At 57.1% G+C, this 19,863-nt stretch carries 21 protein-coding genes; 11 read left to right on the plus strand and 10 right to left on the minus strand.

Annotation, left to right across the window (positions count from 1 at the left end; genetic code table 11):
• Nucleotides 1-4 precede the first annotated feature (4 nt).
• A complete protein-coding gene (locus B347_RS0113685; protein ID WP_019410260.1) occupies nucleotides 5-724 on the plus strand; it encodes a PA5502 family lipoprotein in 720 nt (239 codons plus the stop codon).
• 74 nt (nucleotides 725-798) lie between these two features.
• On the opposite strand, the gene katE is transcribed toward B347_RS0113685, so the two are convergent.
• Nucleotides 799-2,991 carry a catalase HPII gene (gene katE / locus B347_RS0113690; protein ID WP_272942649.1) on the minus strand — a complete coding sequence of 731 codons (2,193 nt, stop codon included), beginning with the start codon at nucleotides 2,989-2,991 and terminating at the stop codon, nucleotides 799-801.
• 201 nt (nucleotides 2,992-3,192) lie between these two features.
• Here katE and B347_RS0113695 point away from each other — a divergent pair, with 201 nt between their 5' ends.
• From B347_RS0113695 to B347_RS0113705, 3 genes are all read left to right on the plus strand, one after another.
• Complete coding sequence (locus tag B347_RS0113695; RefSeq protein ID WP_019410262.1) at nucleotides 3,193-4,200, plus strand: methionine ABC transporter ATP-binding protein; 1,008 nt, start codon at nucleotides 3,193-3,195, stop codon at nucleotides 4,198-4,200.
• Entirely contained in the window at nucleotides 4,200-4,874 is a 675-nt protein-coding gene (locus B347_RS0113700; RefSeq protein ID WP_019410263.1) for a methionine ABC transporter permease, read from the plus strand. Before B347_RS0113695 ends, B347_RS0113700 begins: the two co-directional genes overlap by 1 nt.
• An 81-nt stretch (nucleotides 4,875-4,955) precedes the next feature.
• Nucleotides 4,956-5,726, plus strand: a complete 771-nt coding sequence (locus B347_RS0113705) for a MetQ/NlpA family ABC transporter substrate-binding protein (protein ID WP_019410264.1) — start codon at nucleotides 4,956-4,958, stop codon at nucleotides 5,724-5,726.
• 116 nt (nucleotides 5,727-5,842) lie between these two features.
• On the opposite strand, the gene B347_RS0113710 is transcribed toward B347_RS0113705, so the two are convergent.
• Complete coding sequence (locus B347_RS0113710; protein ID WP_019410265.1) at nucleotides 5,843-6,478, minus strand: SCO family protein; 636 nt, start codon at nucleotides 6,476-6,478, stop codon at nucleotides 5,843-5,845.
• A 229-nt stretch (nucleotides 6,479-6,707) separates the two neighbouring features.
• On the opposite strand from B347_RS0113710, the gene B347_RS0113715 reads away from it, so the two are divergent.
• On the plus strand, nucleotides 6,708-7,343 hold the full coding sequence (locus B347_RS0113715; protein ID WP_019410266.1) for a hypothetical protein: 636 nt from the start codon (nucleotides 6,708-6,710) through the stop codon (nucleotides 7,341-7,343).
• A 117-nt stretch (nucleotides 7,344-7,460) separates the two neighbouring features.
• On the opposite strand, the gene B347_RS0113720 is transcribed toward B347_RS0113715, so the two are convergent.
• From B347_RS0113720 to B347_RS0113730, 3 genes are all read right to left on the minus strand, one after another.
• Entirely contained in the window at nucleotides 7,461-8,192 is a 732-nt protein-coding gene (locus B347_RS0113720) for a carbonic anhydrase (RefSeq protein WP_019410267.1), read from the minus strand.
• 122 nt (nucleotides 8,193-8,314) lie between these two features.
• On the minus strand, nucleotides 8,315-8,803 hold the full coding sequence (locus tag B347_RS0113725) for a DUF523 domain-containing protein (RefSeq protein WP_019410268.1): 489 nt from the start codon (nucleotides 8,801-8,803) through the stop codon (nucleotides 8,315-8,317).
• The gene (locus B347_RS0113730; RefSeq protein ID WP_019410269.1) at nucleotides 8,800-9,435 is read right to left on the minus strand and encodes a 2OG-Fe(II) oxygenase; all 636 of its coding nucleotides are present in this window, start codon (nucleotides 9,433-9,435) and stop codon (nucleotides 8,800-8,802) included. The genes B347_RS0113725 and B347_RS0113730 overlap by 4 nt, the downstream gene beginning before the upstream one ends.
• A 151-nt stretch (nucleotides 9,436-9,586) precedes the next feature.
• On the opposite strand from B347_RS0113730, the gene B347_RS0113735 reads away from it, so the two are divergent.
• On the plus strand, nucleotides 9,587-10,339 hold the full coding sequence (locus tag B347_RS0113735) for a DUF2059 domain-containing protein (protein WP_019410270.1): 753 nt from the start codon (nucleotides 9,587-9,589) through the stop codon (nucleotides 10,337-10,339).
• An 8-nt stretch (nucleotides 10,340-10,347) separates the two neighbouring features.
• Here B347_RS0113735 and B347_RS0113740 read toward each other — a convergent pair whose 3' ends face one another.
• Nucleotides 10,348-10,701: a YkgJ family cysteine cluster protein gene (locus B347_RS0113740; RefSeq protein ID WP_026014186.1), complete on the minus strand. Its 354-nt coding sequence runs from the start codon at nucleotides 10,699-10,701 to the stop codon at nucleotides 10,348-10,350.
• Nucleotides 10,702-10,848: 147 nt separating this feature from the next.
• Between B347_RS0113740 and B347_RS0113745 the strand changes: the two genes are divergently transcribed.
• Nucleotides 10,849-12,150, plus strand: coding sequence for an NAD(P)/FAD-dependent oxidoreductase (locus B347_RS0113745; protein WP_019410272.1), 1,302 nt, complete (start codon nucleotides 10,849-10,851; stop codon nucleotides 12,148-12,150).
• Between the two features lie 111 nt (nucleotides 12,151-12,261).
• On the opposite strand, the gene B347_RS0113750 is transcribed toward B347_RS0113745, so the two are convergent.
• Nucleotides 12,262-12,495, minus strand: a complete 234-nt coding sequence (locus tag B347_RS0113750) for a DUF1127 domain-containing protein (protein ID WP_019410273.1) — start codon at nucleotides 12,493-12,495, stop codon at nucleotides 12,262-12,264.
• A 169-nt stretch (nucleotides 12,496-12,664) separates the two neighbouring features.
• On the opposite strand from B347_RS0113750, the gene B347_RS0113755 reads away from it, so the two are divergent.
• Together B347_RS0113755 and B347_RS0113760 are read left to right on the plus strand one after the other, a co-directional pair.
• Complete coding sequence (locus tag B347_RS0113755) at nucleotides 12,665-14,092, plus strand: PLP-dependent aminotransferase family protein (RefSeq protein WP_019410274.1); 1,428 nt, start codon at nucleotides 12,665-12,667, stop codon at nucleotides 14,090-14,092.
• Nucleotides 14,093-14,122: 30 nt separating this feature from the next.
• A complete protein-coding gene (locus B347_RS0113760) occupies nucleotides 14,123-15,658 on the plus strand; it encodes a phospholipase D family protein (RefSeq protein ID WP_019410275.1) in 1,536 nt (511 codons plus the stop codon).
• 56 nt (nucleotides 15,659-15,714) lie between these two features.
• Here B347_RS0113760 and B347_RS0113765 read toward each other — a convergent pair whose 3' ends face one another.
• Both B347_RS0113765 and B347_RS0113770 read right to left on the minus strand, forming a co-directional pair.
• The gene (locus B347_RS0113765) at nucleotides 15,715-16,860 is read right to left on the minus strand and encodes an MFS transporter (protein ID WP_019410276.1); all 1,146 of its coding nucleotides are present in this window, start codon (nucleotides 16,858-16,860) and stop codon (nucleotides 15,715-15,717) included.
• 154 nt (nucleotides 16,861-17,014) lie between these two features.
• Nucleotides 17,015-18,508 carry an aldehyde dehydrogenase gene (locus B347_RS0113770; protein ID WP_019410277.1) on the minus strand — a complete coding sequence of 498 codons (1,494 nt, stop codon included), beginning with the start codon at nucleotides 18,506-18,508 and terminating at the stop codon, nucleotides 17,015-17,017.
• Between the two features lie 243 nt (nucleotides 18,509-18,751).
• Here B347_RS0113770 and B347_RS0113775 point away from each other — a divergent pair, with 243 nt between their 5' ends.
• Together B347_RS0113775 and B347_RS0113780 are read left to right on the plus strand one after the other, a co-directional pair.
• On the plus strand, nucleotides 18,752-19,114 hold the full coding sequence (locus B347_RS0113775; RefSeq protein ID WP_019410278.1) for a cupin domain-containing protein: 363 nt from the start codon (nucleotides 18,752-18,754) through the stop codon (nucleotides 19,112-19,114).
• A gap of 217 nt (nucleotides 19,115-19,331) precedes the next feature.
• Nucleotides 19,332-19,628, plus strand: a complete 297-nt coding sequence (locus B347_RS0113780; protein ID WP_019410279.1) for an I78 family peptidase inhibitor — start codon at nucleotides 19,332-19,334, stop codon at nucleotides 19,626-19,628.
• Nucleotides 19,629-19,707: 79 nt separating this feature from the next.
• On the opposite strand, the gene rpmG is transcribed toward B347_RS0113780, so the two are convergent.
• The gene (gene rpmG, locus B347_RS0113785; RefSeq protein WP_003437824.1) at nucleotides 19,708-19,863 is read right to left on the minus strand and encodes a 50S ribosomal protein L33; all 156 of its coding nucleotides are present in this window, start codon (nucleotides 19,861-19,863) and stop codon (nucleotides 19,708-19,710) included.

Below are 19,863 nucleotides of genomic sequence, written 5' to 3' on the forward strand. Positions count from 1 at the left end.
AGGAATGAAGCTGTTTAACTCCCGTTATTTGCTCCTGGCCGCAGTTTGCTTGCTGCTGGGCGCCTGCCAAAGCACACCTTCGGTCGACAATGAAGTCGACCAGACGCGTGCTACGGCCATTGCACAGCTGGAGCAAAACCTGGCCAGTAGCGAGCTTGCGACCGCCGAAGATGAATTGGCCGCCTTGCAAGCCCAAACGCCAGATGACCCGCAATTGGTGCAATACCAGCGCCAATTGGCAGAGGCCTACCTGCAACGCAGCCAAATTGTGCTGCAAAAGGGCGATGTCAACGCAGCCGCGACGGCGCTGAGTCGTGCCCGTGCCCTGATGCCTAAGGCGCCAGCCCTCACAGGCGGCGTCAACAGCGCCATCGCTCAGGCGCGTAAGGCCGAACTGGAGAAAGCCGAGGAGGCGCTGAAAGCGGCTGAAGCCCGCCCCGCAGCCAAGGTTATTGATCCGACAGCGGAACACACCACCGTCGCACTGAACATCACCGACAGTGCGAAACTTCGCCATCAACTGGATTTGATCGCGCAAGACATCGTCAATTATCAATGCACTGTGATCTTGCAGGTTCCGCGCACAGCAGACTACCCGTGGCTAGCCACCTTGGTGAGCAAGCGCGTGAAAAAGCTCGACCCAGGGTTTGACCTGAAACTGGAGCGGCAACTGATTCGCCGTGTGCCGGCACAAATCGTATTGATTCCAAGCAAGCCGGAATAATCAGATCTAGGCTGCGATAAGGGTGTCATGTTCCTTATCGCAGCCAGCCTTGCGATTACCGTTCTAGCCCCGCATTAAGCCGGAATAGCCTTAGCCTTGGGCTCCCGCGCCCACACTCGGTGCTGGGCGATAGCCGCAAAGAACGCCTTCAACTCCTTGGCGTCCTTAAGCACCAACAATCCTTCATCCTCTTGCAGATGCAGAACATCCAGCAACGCTTGTGCTTGGCCATGCAGCGCAATTGCCTTGAGGTGCTTATAGGCTTCAAGCACGTAATGCAGAGCGACCCCATCGCCGCTCAACGCCTTGATCGACGCCGCGCCGCCCGGTACAAAAACAGCGTCAAAAGCCACCGATGGCATCCCTTCCATTGAGGCATCCACTGGCAATGACTTTCCGTCGGCGGTTTTCACCGGCGCAGAGGTTGGTCCCAGTAATTTGGCATGCGCACCCTCGGCCTCAAGCGCCTGCTTGAGCGCATCAATCGCCTTACCATCAACGCCATCAGCAGCCAAAATGGCCACTTTGCGGGTCTTGATGTCACCGGGCAGCAAATTAACCTGACTCAAAGCCGGCGACTGACTGACGCTGGTTTTGCGCGCCGCCACGGTGGCTGCCTTAGGTGCTGGCAACCCCAGGTTAGTGGCCACGCGCTTAGCCAGTTCAAGGTCGATATTGGCCAGAATCTCATTCACCTGCCGCGCCCGAATATGCTCGCGCTCAACCTTGCCCAACTCAAAGCTGTAGGCCGCGATGATGTGCTCTTGCTCATGCTTGCTCATGCTGTGAAAAAACAGCCGAGCTTGAGAAAAGTGGTCGCTGAATGAATCACTGCGCTGACGTATCTTGTTGGCGTCAATTCGCTCCGGATAGGACTCAAATCCGCCATCTTTAGCCGCAGGCGGGGTTTCTTTCGGCCAACCTCCATCTATGGAATTGGGCTCGTAAGCAGCTCGACCCTTATGAATAGTGCTGCGATGCTGGGCATCACGCTGGTTATTGTGGAACGGCGCCACAGGCCGGTTGATCGGAATTTCATGAAAGTTCGGACCACCCAGTCGGCTGATCTGAGTGTCGGTGTAAGAAAACAAGCGACCTTGCAGGAGTGGATCGTTAGAGAAGTCGATGCCCGGCACGATATGCCCTGGGCAGAAAGCGACTTGCTCAGTCTCGGCGAAGAAATTATCGGGATTGCGATTCAGCACCATCTTGCCCAGCGGGGTGATAGGCACCAGTTCTTCCGGGATCAGCTTGGTGGGGTCAAGAATATCGAACTCAAATTTATGCTCGTCTTCTTCCGAGATAATCTGCACCCCGAATTCCCACTCAGGGTAATCGCCAGTTTCAATCGACTCCCAGAGATCTCGGCGATGGTAATCAGTGTCTTTGCCCGCCAGCTTTTGCGCTTCATCCCACACCAGAGAGCACGTGCCAACGCTGGGACGCCAGTGAAACTTCACAAAGTTGGATGTGCCCTCAGCGTTGATCAAGCGAAAGGTATGCACCCCAAAGCCTTGCATGCTGCGCAGGCTCTTCGGTATTGCACGATCAGACATGGCCCAAATGACCATGTGCGCAGACTCTGGCACCAACGAAACAAAGTCCCAGAAGGTGTCATGGGCCGAACCACCTGTAGGAATTTCGTTGTGAGGTTCGGGCTTAACCGCGTGTACGAAGTCAGGAAACTTGATCGCGTCCTGAATGAAGAACACCGGCATGTTGTTACCGACCAGGTCGAAGTTACCCTCATCGGTAAAGAACTTAACGGCGAAGCCACGCACATCTCGTACCGTATCACCTGAGCCACGCGGCCCCTGAACGGTAGAAAACCGCACGAAAACTGGCGTTTTTTTATCGGGATCTTGCAGAAAACCGGCCTTGGTCAAGTCGCTGTGGGCTTTGTAGGTCTGGAAATAGCCATGAGCACCCGTGCCTCGAGCATGCACAATCCGCTCTGGAATTCGCTCATGGTCAAAATGCGTGATTTTTTCACGCATGATGAAGTCTTCCAACAATGACGGCCCTCGAGCCCCCGCTTTTAAGGTGTTTTGATTGTCAGCAATCTTCACCCCTTGATTGGTACGCAATGCCTGATCGGTGGCGTCGTCACGGAATGCTTCGAGCGTTTCCAATTTGACGTTCGTGTTGCCACGATCCAAGGTGTCGGTGCCAGCCATCTGGCTCTTGCTTGAAGACGGCTTTTTAGTACTCATCAGACTAAGCTCCTTGTTGATGAAAGCCCCACGGCTAGGGCTTCTTGGACAAATATCCCATTGCAGGATGTGAGGTGCTGTTAGTACTGACTTGAGCCCTCGGCGGTCGTTCCTTATTTCTGACCATCAGTCGTCTTATTGCCAAATCAAAGGTCTTTGCTCAAATAAATGCTAAGAACCTCTATACGGACAGGCTAAAATGCCCGCCCGGCTAACCGCTGATCTTCTATTTACGCGCCCCACAAGGTCCGCTACGTGATTGAGTTTCATAACGTTCATAAAACTTACCGGGTTGCCGGTAAGGACATTCCCGCGCTGCACTCCACCAGTTTGCGTGTTGAGAGCGGCCAGGTTTTTGGCCTGATCGGCCATTCCGGTGCGGGCAAAAGTACATTGCTGCGCCTGATCAACCGACTCGAAACCCCGAGCGGCGGGCAGATCATCGTCGACAACGAAGACGTGACGGCTATGGATGCCAATGGCCTTCGGCGTTTTCGTCAGCAAGTCGGGATGATCTTCCAGCACTTCAACCTGTTGGCGTCCAAGACCGTTGCCGACAACGTAGCGATGCCTCTGACACTGGCAGGTGAATTGTCCCGCAGTGAAATCGACCAACGTGTTGCCGAATTGTTGGCACGCGTGGGCCTGTCAGATCACGCCAAAAAATACCCGGCGCAGCTTTCAGGCGGCCAAAAGCAACGCGTCGGCATTGCCCGTGCGTTGGCCACCAAGCCCAAAGTATTGTTGTGCGACGAGGCAACCAGCGCCCTAGACCCGCAAACAACGGCGTCGGTGTTGCAATTGCTGGCTGAAATTAACCGCGAACTGAAGCTCACTATTGTCCTGATCACTCACGAGATGGATGTGATCCGCCGTGTGTGCGACGAGGTGGCCGTGATGGATGCCGGTGTCATCGTCGAGCAAGGCCCGGTATCACAGGTGTTCTTGCACCCGACGCACCCGACCACCAAGCGTTTCGTGCAGGAAGATGAGCAGATTGACGAAAGCGAACAACGCGACGTGTTCGCCCATGTGCCGGGCCGCATCGTACGCCTGACCTTCCAAGGCGAAGCGACCTACGCGCCGTTGCTGGGCACCATCGCCCGCGAAACAGGTGTGGACTACAGCATCTTGGCTGGCCGTATCGACCGCATCAAAGACACCCCTTACGGGCAACTGACCCTCGCCATTACCGGTGGCGACATGGAGGCGGCTTTCGCCCGCTTCACAGCGGCTGACGTACATATGGAGGTGCTGCGCTAATGGACACTTTAGTGAGCTTTTTCGCCAACATAGACTGGTTTGAAATCTGGCTGGCCACTGGCGACACCATGATGATGCTGGGTGGTTCGCTGCTGTTCACCATCCTGCTCGGTCTGCCGCTGGGGGTGCTGCTGTTCTTGTGCAGCCCGCGTCAACTGTTCGAGCAGAAAGCCGTCTACGCCCTGCTGTCGCTGCTGGTGAACATTCTGCGTTCGCTGCCTTTCATCATTTTGCTGATTGTGATGATCCCGCTCACCGTTCTGATTACCGGCACCTCGCTGGGCGTCGCAGGCGCCATTCCACCGCTGGTGGTGGGTGCTACGCCGTTCTTCGCCCGCTTGGTGGAAACCGCCCTGCGCGAAGTCGATCGCGGCATCATCGAAGCCACGCAGGCGATGGGCGCCAGCACGCGTCAGATTATTACCAGCGCTTTGCTGCCAGAAGCGCGACCGGGCATCTTTGCTGCGATTACCGTGACTGCCATTACGCTGGTGTCCTACACCGCCATGGCCGGTGTGGTGGGCGCGGGCGGCCTGGGTGACCTGGCGATTCGTTTCGGTTATCAACGCTTCCAAACCGACGTGATGATTGTCACGGTGGTGCTGTTACTGATTCTGGTGCAAATTCTGCAAACCGTTGGCGATCGGCTGGTGGTGCACTTTTCGCGCAAGTAAGCTCGACCTCTCGTTAATAAACGTAACCGCCAGCACGCGCTGGCAAACACCTGGACTCAGGTGTTAACAAGGAGTGGCTGAATGAAGAAGTTATTTGCTGCTGTGGCCGCTGTTGCGGCATTTTCGGCTCACGCAGGCGATCTGTCAGTTGCGGCGACCCCAGTGCCTCACGCAGAAATCCTCGAGTTCGTGAAACCTGCGCTGGCCAAAGAAGGTGTAAACCTCAAGGTCAAAGTCTTCACCGACTACATCCAGCCCAACGTGCAGGTGGCCGAAAAGCGTCTTGACGCTAACTTCTTCCAACACCAGCCGTACCTGGATGAATTCAACAAAGCCAAGGGCACGAATCTGGTCAGCGTTGCGGCCGTTCACCTTGAGCCGCTGGGCGCTTACTCCAGCAAATACAAAAAGCTTGATGAGCTTAAAGACGGCGCCACCGTGGTGATACCGAACGACGCCACCAACGGCGGCCGTGCGCTATTGCTGTTGGACAAGGCAGGCCTGATCAAGCTCAAGGACTCAACCAACATCCTGTCGACACCAAAAGACATCGTTGAAAACAAGAAAAACCTTAAATTCCGCGAACTGGAAGCAGCAACTATTCCGCGCGTGCTGACTCAGGTTGATCTGGCACTGATCAACACCAACTACGCGCTGGAAGCCAAGCTCAACCCAGAAAAAGACGCGCTGTTCATCGAAGGCAGCGACTCGCCTTACGTGAACATCCTGGTGGCACGTCCGGACGACCAAAACTCCGAAGACATGAAGAAACTGGTGGCTGCCTTGCACACGCCAGAAGTGAAAGCCTTCATTCTTGAGAAGTACAAAGGCGCCATCGTTCCGGCGTTCTAAGCACTCTCTGTAGCCGTTGCCGCAGGCTGCGATAAGGGCCGTAGGACCTTCATATTTCGGGGGTCGCTACGCAACCCATCGCAGCGTGCGGCAGCGGCTACAGTGTTTTACCCACCTTACTTCCTCTCGACCAACCCCGGCAGTTGGGCAATCATTTTCTGATTGTTGAACGGGGCGCGGATAAAACCTCGCTGAGTACCGTCCGGACCGATCAAGGCCAAGTTACCGCTGTGATCAACGGTGTAATTGGGCTTGCTGGTATCGGCTGGGATGAACGGAATGCTCACGGCGTTAGCCAACGTTTGCAGCTCTTCGACTGAACCCGGCGTCAGGCCCACAAACTGCGGGTCAAAATAGCCCAGATACTGCTTAAGTTGCTTGGGGGTATCGCGGTTCGGGTCGACACTGACCAGCACGATTTGTAGTTTGTCCTGCACCTCTTTCGGCAGCTCGCTTTTGATCTGACGCAGTTGGGCGAGGGTGGTTGGGCAAATGTCAGGGCAAAAGGTGTAACCAAAAAACAGCAGGCTCCACTTGTCTTTCAGCTCATTCATGAGCACCGGCTGGCCGTCTTGATTGGTCATCTTCACGTCCGGCAAGTGGCGGCTTTGCGGCAGCAGAATAATCCCGGCATCAATCAGTGCGGTGTTATTGCCCTGGTTTTTGCTCGACATGAGGCTGTTGAACACCACCCCCATGATCAACGCCAACAGCGCAACTAAAATGAAAACAGTTTTTTGAGTTCTGGTCATAAGCTCAACACTACGTAGTGGTTGATAAACAACGTGAAATACAGCGTACGTGAAGACGTTGATCGCTGTATGCGGCGCAGTGACACGGCAAAACCTGACTCCAGCGACAAATGGCACTCACTGCCCGGTCACAAAATGAATAACAATACGCCCCCTGAAAAAAAGGCCTTCCTTTTTTGAGGGCTATTTTGAAGCTTTCCTCTGGTTCAGCGCACCCCCTGGAGTTCCCATGAACACCGCCGCCATCCGCGCGCAGATCCTGCGTGCCCAAGACCTTGAGGCCGAAACAGGCCTGCTTACCAAGCATCTGACTGTTCAACTTCCCCATCTTCATAAGGCGATTCACGTGCCTGAAGTGGAAAAGAACGCAGTGCTGACCCGCTTTGTCAGCGCCTATATTGAGCAGGTGCCTGACTTGCTGGATGCCGCCAATGAAGTCGCTCGCGAAGCCGGTATCGAATCACAAATCAAACCCGTGCTGAAAATTGCTGAACATTTTTTTGTTCAGCCGCTCGAGCTGTTGAACGGTCACGATGGGCTCGAAGGCCTGCTGGATGAGGCCTACCTGGCACACCGGCTGGTCGAAGAAGTGAACGATCTCTACATCAAGCACTTTAGCCAGCCGCTGATTCCGTTGGACATGACCGTGGCCAACTTAATTGCGCACCAGTTGATTGGTGAAGATTTTGCCAACCAGCTCGACGAAGCGGTGCACCACGCCGTCGAGCAGATGCTCGACGATGAAAGCTTTGCTCTGGAGTCGGTCGAAGCCTACCGCGAGCGCCTTACCAGCCCGCAAACGGGTGCCGCGTGGAAACGCTGGCCATGCCTATCCAAGCAGCTGGGCGTCGAACTGACGCTGTAACCAGTCCAGCCTATGTAGCCGCTGCGGCACGCTGCGATAAGGCCCAAAGGGTCTTAAAACGAAGGTCGCTGGCACGCCATCGCAGCCTTTGCCAGCGGCTACAGCATTTTGCTGGTGTTAAAACCGCGCTTTAGGCGTCGCACTCGGGATCGGATTGGTCCCGTCCAACGGCAGGAAACTGCCTTTATCTGCGTCGTAAGCTTTGATCTCGCTGGTCTCGATGTCGTAGACCCAACCATGAATGAACAAATGCCCGCTGGCCATGCGCGACGCCACGGATGGGTGAGTGCGCAAGTGTTGCAGTTGGGCGATGACGTTCTCTTCCGTCAGCACGTGCATGCTTTCAGACTCATTGGCGCAGTTGCAGTTGTCCTGCACCATGGTTTTCGCGACTTCAACATGGTGTAGCCAGGCTTTAACCGTCGGCATCTTTTTCAGGCTGCCGGGGTTGAGTACAGCACGCATCGCGCCACAATCCGAATGCCCGCAAATGATGATGTGTTGCACGCCGAGTGCCAGCACCGCGTACTCAATGGCGGTCGAAACGCCACCGTTCATCTGCCCGTAAGGCGGTACGACGTTGCCGACGTTACGCGTCACGAATAAATCGCCGGGGGCACTTTGGGTGATCAGCTCGGGGACAATGCGCGAGTCAGCGCAGGCAATAAACATCGCGCGAGGGCTTTGCGCCGTGGCAAGTTTTTTGAAGAAGGCTTCTTGTTCAGGGAAGATTTCGTGATGGAAATGTAAAAAACCATCAACGATATGGTGCAAGGCTGCATCGGCGCTTTCGGCGGGTGAAGGGCTGGCGGTAGAGGCAGTGGGTTGTGGTTTCTGCTTGTCGCTCATATGAATCCCCTGGGCAAAGTGGCACCGGATATTACCTGAACAACACCCGATGTAGGTGCGAGCCAGCTCGCGTTTTTTAAAAGATCAAAAGATCGCGAGGCAAGCCGCGCCTGCAAAGAGTGTTATCCCAACGCGGCCAGCGCCTTGGCAGCTTCAACCAACTCCAATTCATTGAATACCTGAATTCCGGCCGCACTGAGCATCGCAGCCGTCACGCCCTGGCCTTCAATCTTGGTACCGCTGAACGTGCCGTCATAGGTCAACCGATTGCCGCAAGAAGGGCTGTTGGCCTTGAGGACAGCAATGCGAATGTTGTGTTGCTTGACCAACGCCAGCGCCTGATTAGCACCCGACACAAACGCCTCGGTCACGTCTTCACCCTCGGTGGTCATCACCGGAGCACGGCCGTTGAGCACATCAAACCCTTGGCCACCGGGAATTTCAGCCGCCGCACGCGGTGTGGGCAAGCCACCAGCAACCTCTGGGCACAGCGCTATTACACGCCCTTCGTCCTGCCATTGAGCTAGCAGGTCATAAGGGCCGCTAGCCCCCCCGTCATAACGCACGCGATGGCCCAACAAGCAACGACTGACCAGCACCTTAGAACTCATATAAGTACCTCGGTGGCTCGTCGACGGAACCAGCCGGTCAACGACAGACGGTCTCGTGTGGCGGGCATCACTTCATGGGGGATTTCGCCCGAGAGAAAGACCACCAGGCAACCACCCGTTGGCAGCACGTCATAATCGACGCCACCCTCAAGGTACATGCGCAAGTGACCGCCGTGCTCGGGCAACCAGCCCTGATTGAGGTACACCACCGCCGACACCATGCGTCGGTCATCGTCGCGAAAACGGTCCAAGTGCTTGAGGTAGAAGGCACCGGGCGGGTAGAGCGCGAAGTGACTTTCAAAGTCCTCCAGGCCCAAAAAAAGCCTGCGATTCATGGCGATTCGCAGGCTTTCCATTAACCCTAGATAACTGTCGCAGGCTAAAGCCTCTCCCGGTTCCAGCCATTGAATATGGTCGCCGCGGATGCCCTCTCGGACCTCTTGCGCCGGGCCACGGCCCACCGCAGCCGGGGTCAATTCACCCTGGGCGGAACGTTTATGGCACTCAGCCGCCAGTTCGAGGGTCAAAGCCTCGGGCAGAAAGATGTTTTGCTGTGACCAACCCTGTGCGTACAGGTCGTCGACGATGCGTAGCAACAGTGGGTGATCAGTGGGTATTTGCATGCCGCGCATAATATCGACACCCCTTAAAATCTAACAGCTCCGTCTAGCTGGCCACGTCGAAATATTTCAACTGGTCATTTAAAGCCCTTGGCGCAAGACGAATTCTCGACAAGTCCTACGCCACACCCGGACAATAGCGCCCTGCTGACAGGAGTCCTTCATGCGCCGCTTGTTTTTACTGTTAATGATGTTTTGTACGTTACCCGCATGGGCAGACAACCTCGATGACCTGTTCACCGTCGCTGGCTGGCCCGAACAACGCGCGCATTTCAATGACGCACTAACTGCTGCCCAAGAACGCTACCGTAACAACTTGCCACCTGCGGTTTATCAAGCACTGGTGATTAACAGCAGCCAGCGCTTCGCTGCCGACGCGATGGATCGACGGGCCAAGGCGCAGATGCGTAAGCACCTGCCCAACCCCACCGCGGCACTGATTTTTTTCCAGTCCCCGCTGGGGCGAAAAATTGTGGCGGCCGAGCTCTTGGCCACCCGGCGTGACCAGTTGGCCAAACACGCGCAAGGCCTGCCGCGCACTGAAGCCAGCGCCACCCGTCAGTTGTTGATCAACCATTTATCCAATGCCTTACCTGCGAGGGAAGCGGGCGCGGAAGTCACACTGGCTATTGCTGGGGTCGCCGCGGACAGTTTGAGCGCGATGATTCCCGGACTGCTGGGCAGCGGCCAATCTCAAAGCATGTTGAATGGCCAGCGCGAGAGGCTGATGGAACAAATTGCAGGCGAACTGGATAACACGTTGCTCTTTGTGTACCGCAACTTGTCTGATCCAGAGCTGGAAGAATTTTCCACCTTCGCAGAGTCGCCTGACGGCAGAACCTACTACCAAGCAGCGCTGGCAGCGATCCGGGCAGGGCTGGCAGTGGGCCAAAGCACGTCTAGCCTGACCCAATAACCTGCGCGTTAAACCAGCACTTGTCGCGTACTGGCGATGTATTCATGCACCAACTTCTCGGCGCTGGGGTGAATCAGCTCCACCGGGCGGCGGCCATTAGGGCAGGGCAGAGTCGGTGTGGTGCCAAACAGACGACAGATTAGCGGCCGCTCTTCATACACCGTGCAACCGTTTGGCCCCAGGTGCACACAGTTCAACTCGTCCATCGCCGCCTCTTGCTCGGCAGCCGTCTTGCGCGGCAGGCGGGCCATTTCTTCAGATGACGTGGTCACAGGCCCACAGCAATCATGGCAACCCGGCACGCAATCAAACGAAGGGATTTGCTGCCTAAGAAAGCGAATTTTGTGACTGTTACAGCTCATCCACGGCTTCCCAGCTTTGAAAAGGGCACAGAGTCTGCCTGAAAATCCCCGCCCTAGACAGCACCGTACGGCTGTTCTTGCCCCTCGGGATTGGCACGGCTTATGCTCCGTAAAATTTTCCAAACATAAACAATCAGGATTACGCACATGAGCGCCCCGGATCAGCGCAGCCAGCACACCGCTTCTTATTACGCCGCCAGCAGCCTGCCGCAGCCCGACCATCCGGTGTTGCAAGGTGAGTTGGTGGCTGACGTGTGCGTGGTCGGCGGTGGGTTTTCCGGGCTCAACACTGCGCTGGAGCTGGCCGAGCGCGGCATGAGTGTCGTGCTACTCGAAGCCCACAAAATTGGCTGGGGCGCCAGCGGGCGCAACGGCGGGCAACTGATTCGCGGCGTGGGTCATGGCCTGGATCAGTTTGAAGGGGTGATCGGCAAAGAGGGCGTAAGGCAGATGAAACTGATGGGGCTGGAGGCGGTGGAAATCGTTCGCCAGCGCGTCGAGCGTTTCAATATTGCCTGCGACCTGACCTGGGGTTACTGCGACCTGGCCAACAAACCCCGCGACCTTGAAGGCTTTGCCGAAGAGGCCGAAGAGCTGCGCGGTTTGGGCTATCGCCATGAAACCCGCCTGCTGCAAGCCAACGAAGTGCGCAGCGTGGTGGGCTCGGACCGCTATGTCGGCGGCTTTATCGACATGGGCTCAGGCCATCTGCACCCGCTCAACCTCGCATTGGGCGAAGCCACCGCCGCCGCGCAACTGGGCGTGAGGTTGTTTGAAAACTCTACCGTTACGCGCATCGATTACGGCCCAGAAATACGCGTACACACCGCCCAAGGGTCGGTGCGGGCCAAAAGCCTGGTGCTGGGCTGCAATGCTTACCTCAAAGACTTGAACCCGCAACTCAGTGGCAAGGTACTGCCAGCGGGCAGTTACATCATCGCCACTGAGCCCTTGAGCGAAGCTCAGGCTCACGCCTTGCTCCCGCAGAACATGGCGGTGTGCGATCAGCGCGTGGCGCTGGATTACTACCGACTGTCAGCTGACCGCCGCTTACTGTTCGGCGGCGCGTGCCATTACTCGGGCCGTGACCCGCAAGACATTGCCGCCTATATGCGGCCCAAGATGCTGGACGTGTTCCCACACCTTAAAGACGTGCGAATTGATTACCAATGGGGCGGCATGATCGGCATTGGTGCCAACCGCTTGCCACAGATTGGTCGCCTGAGCGATCAACCCAACGTGTATTACGCACAGGCGTACTCAGGCCACGGGGTGAATGCCACGCACTTGGCGGGCAAGCTACTGGCCGAGGCTATCAGTGGCCAGCACAGCACCGGGTTCGACCTGTTTGCCAACGTCCCGCACATCACCTTCCCCGGCGGCAAATACCTGCGCTCACCCTTATTGGCGCTGGGCATGCTGTGGCACCGCCTCAAAGAACTGGGTTGAGCCTGTAGCCGCTGCCGCAGGCTGCGATGGGCTGCGCAGCTGCCCCGCTTAAAGCAAAGGCCCTGCGGGCCTTATCGCAGCCTGCGGCAGCGGCTACAAATGTGGGGCATATCACGGACGCCAAAACGGTTTGCAGCCTTCGTGCCGAGCCATTTCGGCACTCAATCCCACGTCACGCAGTTGCTGCGCGTCCAGCGTGAGCAAGGTACGGCGGGTAAGGGCGCGGTGCCAATACAAACCCCAACGACCCAGGCCGGTCGGCGTCCTGACGATTTGACGGGCTTCATGCTCGGCCTGTAATTGCGGGCCGTGCAGTGTTAGACGTGCATCGCTCAAACCATTCATCACGCAGCTCCTTTTGACTCCATTGCTTGGAGTCAGCATGATGGCCCTGCGCCAAAAACCATGACAGATTCAGCAATACGCTTTTACCTGCATACAGATAACAGTTCATACGGGCTGAATGCTCCGTTTTTGCCCCATCTGTACTGGTCGCCCCTTAGAGAGCACCGCTATGACCCTTTACGTTAATCTCGCCGACTTGCTTGGCACACGCATCGAACAGGGCTTTTATCGACCGGGCGACCGCCTGCCATCGGTGCGTGCGTTAAGCGCCGAGCACGGCGTGAGTTTAAGCACGGTGCAGCAAGCGTATCGCCTACTGGAAGACAACGGCCTCGCCTCACCGCGCCCAAAATCGGGCTACTTTGTACCGATGGACCGTGAGCTGCCAGCCTTACCGGGTATGGGCAAACCGGCGCAACGGCCGGTTGAGATTTCGCAATGGGAACAGGTGCTGGAACTGGTGCGCTCTGTGCCGCACAAAGACGTGATTCAGTTGGGGCGGGGCATGCCGGACGTGAGCACGCCCACCCTCAAGCCGCTGTTGCGCAGCCTAGCGCAGATCAGCCGCCGCCTAGACATGCCCGGCCTGTATTACGACAACGTTTACGGGGTACTGGCCCTGCGTGAGCAACTGGGCCGTTTGTTGCTCGACTCAGGCTGTCAGTTAGGGCCAGACGACCTAGTGATTACCACTGGCTGCCATGAAGCGTTGTCGTGCAGCATTCGGGCGGTGTGTGAGCCGGGCGACATTGTGGCGGTCGACTCACCGAGTTTTCATGGCGCCATGCAAACCCTCAAGGGGCTGGGCATGAAGGCGCTGGAGATTCCCACTGACCCGCTGACCGGCATCAGCCTCGAAGCCCTGGAATTGGCGTTGGAGCAGTGGCCGATCAAGGCTATTCAGCTCACGCCCAGTTGCAACAACCCGTTGGGCTACATCATGCCGGAGTCACGCAAGCGTGCGCTGGTAACGTTGGCGCAGCGCTTCGACGTGGCGATCATCGAAGACGATGTGTATGGCGAACTGGCCTACACCTACCCGCGCCCGCGCACCATCAAGTCATTCGACGACGATGGCAGGGTGCTACTGTGCAGCTCGTTTTCCAAGACACTGGCGCCTGGCTTGCGGGTCGGATGGGTCGCGCCGGGCCGCTATCTGGAGCGGGTGCTGCACATGAAATACATCAGCACCGGCTCTTCGGCACCACAGCCACAACTGGCCGTTGCCGATTTCTTGAAAAATGGCCATTTCGAACCGCATTTGCGTAAGTTACGCACCCAATACCAGCGCAATCGCGACTTGATGCTGGGTTGGGTCAGTCGCTATTTTCCATCCGGCACCCGCGCCAGCCGTCCTCAAGGCAGCTTTCTGCTGTGGCTTGAGCTGCCGGAGGGCTTTGACAGCTTGCGCCTCAACCGCGCACTGCTGGGGCAAGGGGTACAAATTGCTGTGGGCAGTATCTTTTCAGCCTCAGGCAAATACCGTAACTGCTTGCGAATGAACTACGCTGCCAAACCTACGCAACAGATTGAAGACGCGGTGCGCAAAGTCGGTGCGACGGCCTGCATGCTATTGGCTGAAACCGCGGATCACTAAACGGGGCCCCACACGTTGAAATCACTGTGCATGTTGCTGTTCGCGTTGTGCCTAGGGGGTTGTAGCTCGTTGGAAGTAAACCGCGCACCGAGCCAGTCGCTGCCCGCCTCAGACTCAGCCTTTGGCCGCTCTATTCAAGAACAGGCTGCGGCGTATCAAGGCCGTTCCGGGTTTCGCTTGCTGCCCAACAGCAGCGAAGCGTTCAGGGCGCGTGCCGAGCTGATTCGCAATGCGCAAACCAGCCTCGACTTGCAGTACTACATCGTCCATGACGGTTTGAGTACCCGCATGCTGGTGGATGAATTACTCAAGGCAGCTGATCGCGGCGTTCGGGTACGCATCCTGCTCGACGACACTGCCAGCGACGGCCTGGACGACATTTTGGCAACCCTCGCGGCCCATCCCAACATCCAAATCCGTCTGTTCAACCCCCTACAGTTGGGGCGCAGCACTGGCGTGACCCGCGCCATGGGCCGGCTGTTCAACCTTTCGCGCCAGCACCGGCGCATGCATAACAAGCTCTGGCTGGCTGATAACAGCGCAGCGATTGTCGGCGGGCGCAACTTGGGCGATGAGTATTTCGATGCCCAGCCTGATTTGAACTTCACCGACATCGACCTGCTCAGTGTCGGTCCTGTGGCCGAGCAATTGGGGCACAGCTTCGACCAATATTGGAACAGTGCGCTGAGCCAGCCGATTGGTGATTTTGTGTCTTCACGCCTGTCGCATCGAGAGCTGTCCCAAGCACGCATTGCGCTGGAAGCGTCGCTCCAAAAGTCGAAACTGGCCCACCAAGCGTTGTTCCAGCAACTGGCAGCCTATGAAACCCACCCACAGATGGAGGTGTGGCGCAAAGAGCTGATATGGGCCTGGAACCAAGCGCTGTGGGATGCACCGAGCAAAGTGCTGGCCAAGGACGAGCCCGACCCGCATCTGCTACTGACCACCCAACTGGCCCCCGACCTCACGGGCGTCAGCAAAGAGCTGATATTGATTTCGGCGTATTTTGTGCCCGGCAAAACCGGGCTGGTATACCTGACAGGCCGCGCAGATGCCGGGGTCGATGTGCGCTTGCTGACCAATTCGCTGGAAGCCACCGACGTGCCTGCGGTGCATGGCGGCTATGCACCGTACCGCAAGGCGCTGCTGGAGCATGGGGTCAAGCTCTATGAACTGCGTCGCCAGCCTGGCAGCACGGGTGGCAGCGGGTTACACCTGTTTCATCCGGGCATGAGTTCGGACTCAAGCTTGCACAGCAAGGCGATGATCTTCGATCAGCAAAAATCGTTTATCGGCTCGTTCAACTTCGACCCGCGCTCGGGCTTGTGGAACACCGAAGTCGGGGTGCTGGTGGACAGCCCAGAACTGGCCGCAGAAGCGCGCAAGCTTGCCCTGCAAGGCATGGCCCCGGCATTGAGTTATGAGCCAAAACTGGAAGAGGGGAAGATCGTGTGGGTGACCGAAGACAACGGCCAGATGCACACCCTGACCCGCGAGCCGGGCAATTGGTGGCGTCGGCTGAACGCCTGGGTCAGCAAGCGCGTTGGGCTGGAGAAGATGTTGTAGCCAACCTGTTTTTGGCGCGGCCACAAACCCTCTGACTAGCTCGCACCTATCAGGGACTAGGCTGCAGTTTGCTCGGCGCCAAATGCACCCTGGCGCAGCACCAATATCACCAAACCAAAGGCTCCCGCGGCCATAAACAATGGCAAGGCATGCCCACTTATCCACTGGCTGCCCGCGCCTGCGGCCAATGGCCCGATCAGGCAACCAATGCCCCACAACTGCGCCACGTGCGCGTTGGCTCGCACCAGTGCGTCGTCGCGGTAGCGTTCGCCAATCAGAATCAACGATAAGGTGAACAAGCCGCCCGCGCTGGCACCGAAGATCACCCACAACGGCCAGATCAACAGGGTGTTGAGCAAGAACGGCACCGCCAGGCTCGACAGCATCAGCAGCACGGCGCAGCCGGTAAACAGTGAGCGCCGAGACAGCCGATCGGCCAGCGCGCCAATCGGCAGTTGCAGCAAGGCATCCCCCACCACCACGGTGCTGACCATCGCCAGTGCGATGTCAGCGGTGAACCCTTGGCGCAGGCAGTAGATAGGCAGTAATGTCAGAATCATCGCCTCAAAAGCAGCAAATAGCGCCACCGCCCACGCAATAGCGGGCAGCCCTCGACAAAACTCCAGCAAATCCTTGAAGGTCACGCGGTACGCTTCGGTGACCGGTGCGCCGTCGCGCCCCAGCAACAGCAGGGGCGCCAGGGTGAGCAGGGACACGCCGATCCAGAAACCGTAGTCGTCCTGCGAACCCACGACACCCAGCAGCAGCGGCCCGGACAGTTGGCTCAAGGCATACGCGCAGCCATACAGCGCCACCAACCGACCGCGCCATTGCTCGACCACCAGTTGGTTGATCCAACTCTCGCCGAGAATAAAAATAACCGTGAGCACGACGCCGATCAGCAGCCGTAATACCAGCCAAACTGGGTAGTTGGGCAATAGCGCCAACAACCCAATGGACAGTGCTCCGCACCACAGGCACAAACGCATCAGGCCGGGCGTGCCAAAGCGCGCCGCAAGCTTGCTGGCCACACTGGCCCCGACCAGCACGCCAATGGCGGGCATGGCTGCCATCACGCCAATCGCGAACCCGCCGTAGCCCCAACTTTCGAGCCGAAATGACACCAGTGGCATGCTCACGCCCAGCGCCAGGCCGACGCTAAGCACCGAGGCTAGCACGGCGAAATAAGTCGCCCAACGCATGTGTGTGCTCCTGTGGATAACGAATCTTATTGTTCTAAAAACCACTGTGGGAACGGGCTTGTCCGCGAATCCGGCGCCAAAGCCTGATGGACAGACGGAGGCACCTTCATCGCGGGCAAGCCCGCTCCCACAGTAGGGTGTTGCGTTTACGGTATTAGAGCTTGATCCAAGTAGATTTCAGCTCGGTGTATTTGTCGAAGGCGTGCAACGATTTATCACGGCCGTTACCCGACTGCTTGAAGCCACCAAATGGAGCGGTCATGTCGCCGCCATCGTATTGGTTGACCCAAACGCTGCCAGCGCGCAGGGCTTTGGCGGTCAGGTGAGCCTTGGAAATATCGGCGGTCCAGACCGCAGCAGCCAGGCCGTACGGCGTGTCGTTGGCAATCTGGATCGCTTCAGCAGCAGTGTCGAAGGTAATCACCGACAGCACAGGTCCGAAGATTTCTTCTTGGGCGATTTTCATGGCATTGCTGACGCCGTCGAAAATGGTCGGCTCAACGTAGGTGCCGCCGGTTTCCTGCAGGATTTGGTTCCCGCCAGCGACCAGTTTCGCGCCTTCGCTGTGGCCAGACTTGATGTACGACAGCACGTTGTTCATTTGCTGCGTATCGACCAGTGCGCCCACGGTGGTGGAAGGGTCCAGCGGATTGCCAGGCTTCCAGCCTTTGAGTGCCTCGATGACCAGAGGCAAGAACGTGTCTTTAATCGAACGCTCGACCAGCAGACGCGAACCCGCGGTGCAGACTTCGCCCTGGTTAAAGGCGATGGCGCTAGCAGCCGATTTGGCAGCAGCTTGCAGGTCGGGAGCATCAGCGAAGACGATGTTCGGGCTCTTGCCACCGGCTTCGAGCCAGATGCGTTTCATGTTGGATTCGCCCGAGTAAATCATCAATTGCTTGGCGATTTTCGTCGAACCGGTAAACACCAGCGTGTCGACGTCCATGTGCAAGGCCAGGGCTTTACCAACGGTGTGGCCGTAGCCCGGCAGTACGTTCAACACGCCTGCTGGAATACCGGCTTCAACCGCCAGTGCAGCGATGCGGATGGCAGTCAGCGGAGATTTTTCGGACGGCTTGAGGATGACAGAGTTACCGGTCGACAGCGCAGGGCCAAGTTTCCAGCAGGCCATCATCAACGGGAAGTTCCACGGCACGATGGCAGCAACGACGCCGACCGCTTCACGGGTCACCAGACCCAGTTGGTCGTGCGGGGTAGCTGCGACTTCATCGTAAATTTTGTCGATGGCCTCGCCGCTCCATCTAAGGGCACCGGCGGCACCTGGCACGTCGATGTGCAGGGAATCGTTGATGGGCTTGCCCATGTCCAGGGTTTCCAGCAGGGCCAGCTCTTCGGCGTTTTGCTTGAGCAAACCGGCGAAGCGGATCATGGTGTCTTTACGCTTGGCCGGCGCAAGACGCGACCAGATACCCGATTCGAAGGTCGCGCGCGCATTTTCTACGGCGCGCTGGGCGTCCGCAGCATCGCAACTGGCAACCTTGCCCAGCAAACGGCCATCGACCGGACTGAGGCACTCGAATGTTTCATTGGAGACCGCGTCGGTGTATTCACCGTTGATGTAGGCGCGACCTTCGATTTTCAGCTGTTGGGCCCGTTGTTCCCAGTCAGCACGCGTCAGGGTGGTCATTCGAGTGTCCTCCTCTATTGTTGAAATACATTCGCCACGGCATTTTTTAGCGCGGCGTGTCAGGAATGCTGTCCAATCCTCTAGAGTGATCGGCACGAGGCATGCACCACCCTAAACCAGTGCCCCAGGGACTTTCAATATATTTGACACTGAGGTCGCAAACGGCATGGCTTGTTCGTTTTAATAAACATAGACTTTGGCTTTTCTGGCCACTCATGCCGCAATTTCGGGGGGATAAAAATAATGAGCATCAAAAACGTCGTCGACTTCAACACTGCCAACACCCAAGCCGAACGCTACCATCTGACCCCGGAAAAGGTCCTCAAGGGTAATCCCGAGCACATTCTGCATAACCATTACGCCAGTCCGTGTGGTCAGTTGAACGCTGGCATGTGGGAAAGCGAGGTTGGCCAATGGGACGTGAATTTCACCGAGCACGAGTACTGCGAGATCTTGCAGGGGGTTTCGGTTTTGCGTGACAGAGAAGGTAACGCCAAGACCCTGCGAGCCGGTGATCGCTTTGTCATCCCGGCCGGTTTCAAAGGTACTTGGGAAGTGCTTGAGCCTTGCCGGAAAATGTACGTAGCGTTTGAACAGAAAGCCTGATAACACCGATTTAGACGACTTTAAAAGCCCTGCCTCCATTGTGTGGCGGGGCTTTTTTAGGTGTGGTCTGAGTGCCGCCTGCGCACAAATCCTGAAACAGCTGAGTGCGTGCGTCCTGATTAATCTGAGCCAATCTTTGGAAGCCAAGGCGGCTCACGGAATGAGCACGCCGTGACGGGTGATTTCACCTTTCACACTCATTAGGTAAGGAATAATTATGACTACTTTTACAACGACAAAAGGTGTTCTGCTGGCGGGCGCTGTTATTTTGGGTGCAGTGTCTTTAACCGCAGTGGCGGGTGAAAACGGCAAATGCAACACCAATCTGGCGATCAACTATCTGGTCCCTCCTGAAGCGACGCCTCAGGTCGTCGAGTTCTTGCGGACCAGCTACGGTGCCAAAGACGTTCGTGTCGAGCATCCGGGCAAGGGGTACACCAAAGAGTTCAACGCATACCGCCTGCGCGTGCTGGTCGATGACCAAAACCGAGTGGGTAGCCAGATCTGCGGTTAAGCCCGCATTGGCAGTTCTGTAAGCAACAAAAAAGGCCCGTATCGTGAGATGCGGGCCTTTTTTGTAGAAGAAAAACCAATTACTTGATTTTGGCTTCTTTGTAGATAACGTGCTTGCGAACCCGCGGATCGAATTTTTTGATTTCGATTTTGTCCGGAGTGGTGCGCTTGTTCTTATCTGTGGTGTAGAAATGGCCTGTACCAGCGCTCGACACCAAACGGATCAATTCACGCAT

This window comes from Pseudomonas psychrophila HA-4 (assembly GCF_000282975.1).
GTDB classification, from domain to species: Bacteria; Pseudomonadota; Gammaproteobacteria; order Pseudomonadales; family Pseudomonadaceae; genus Aquipseudomonas; species Aquipseudomonas psychrophila_A.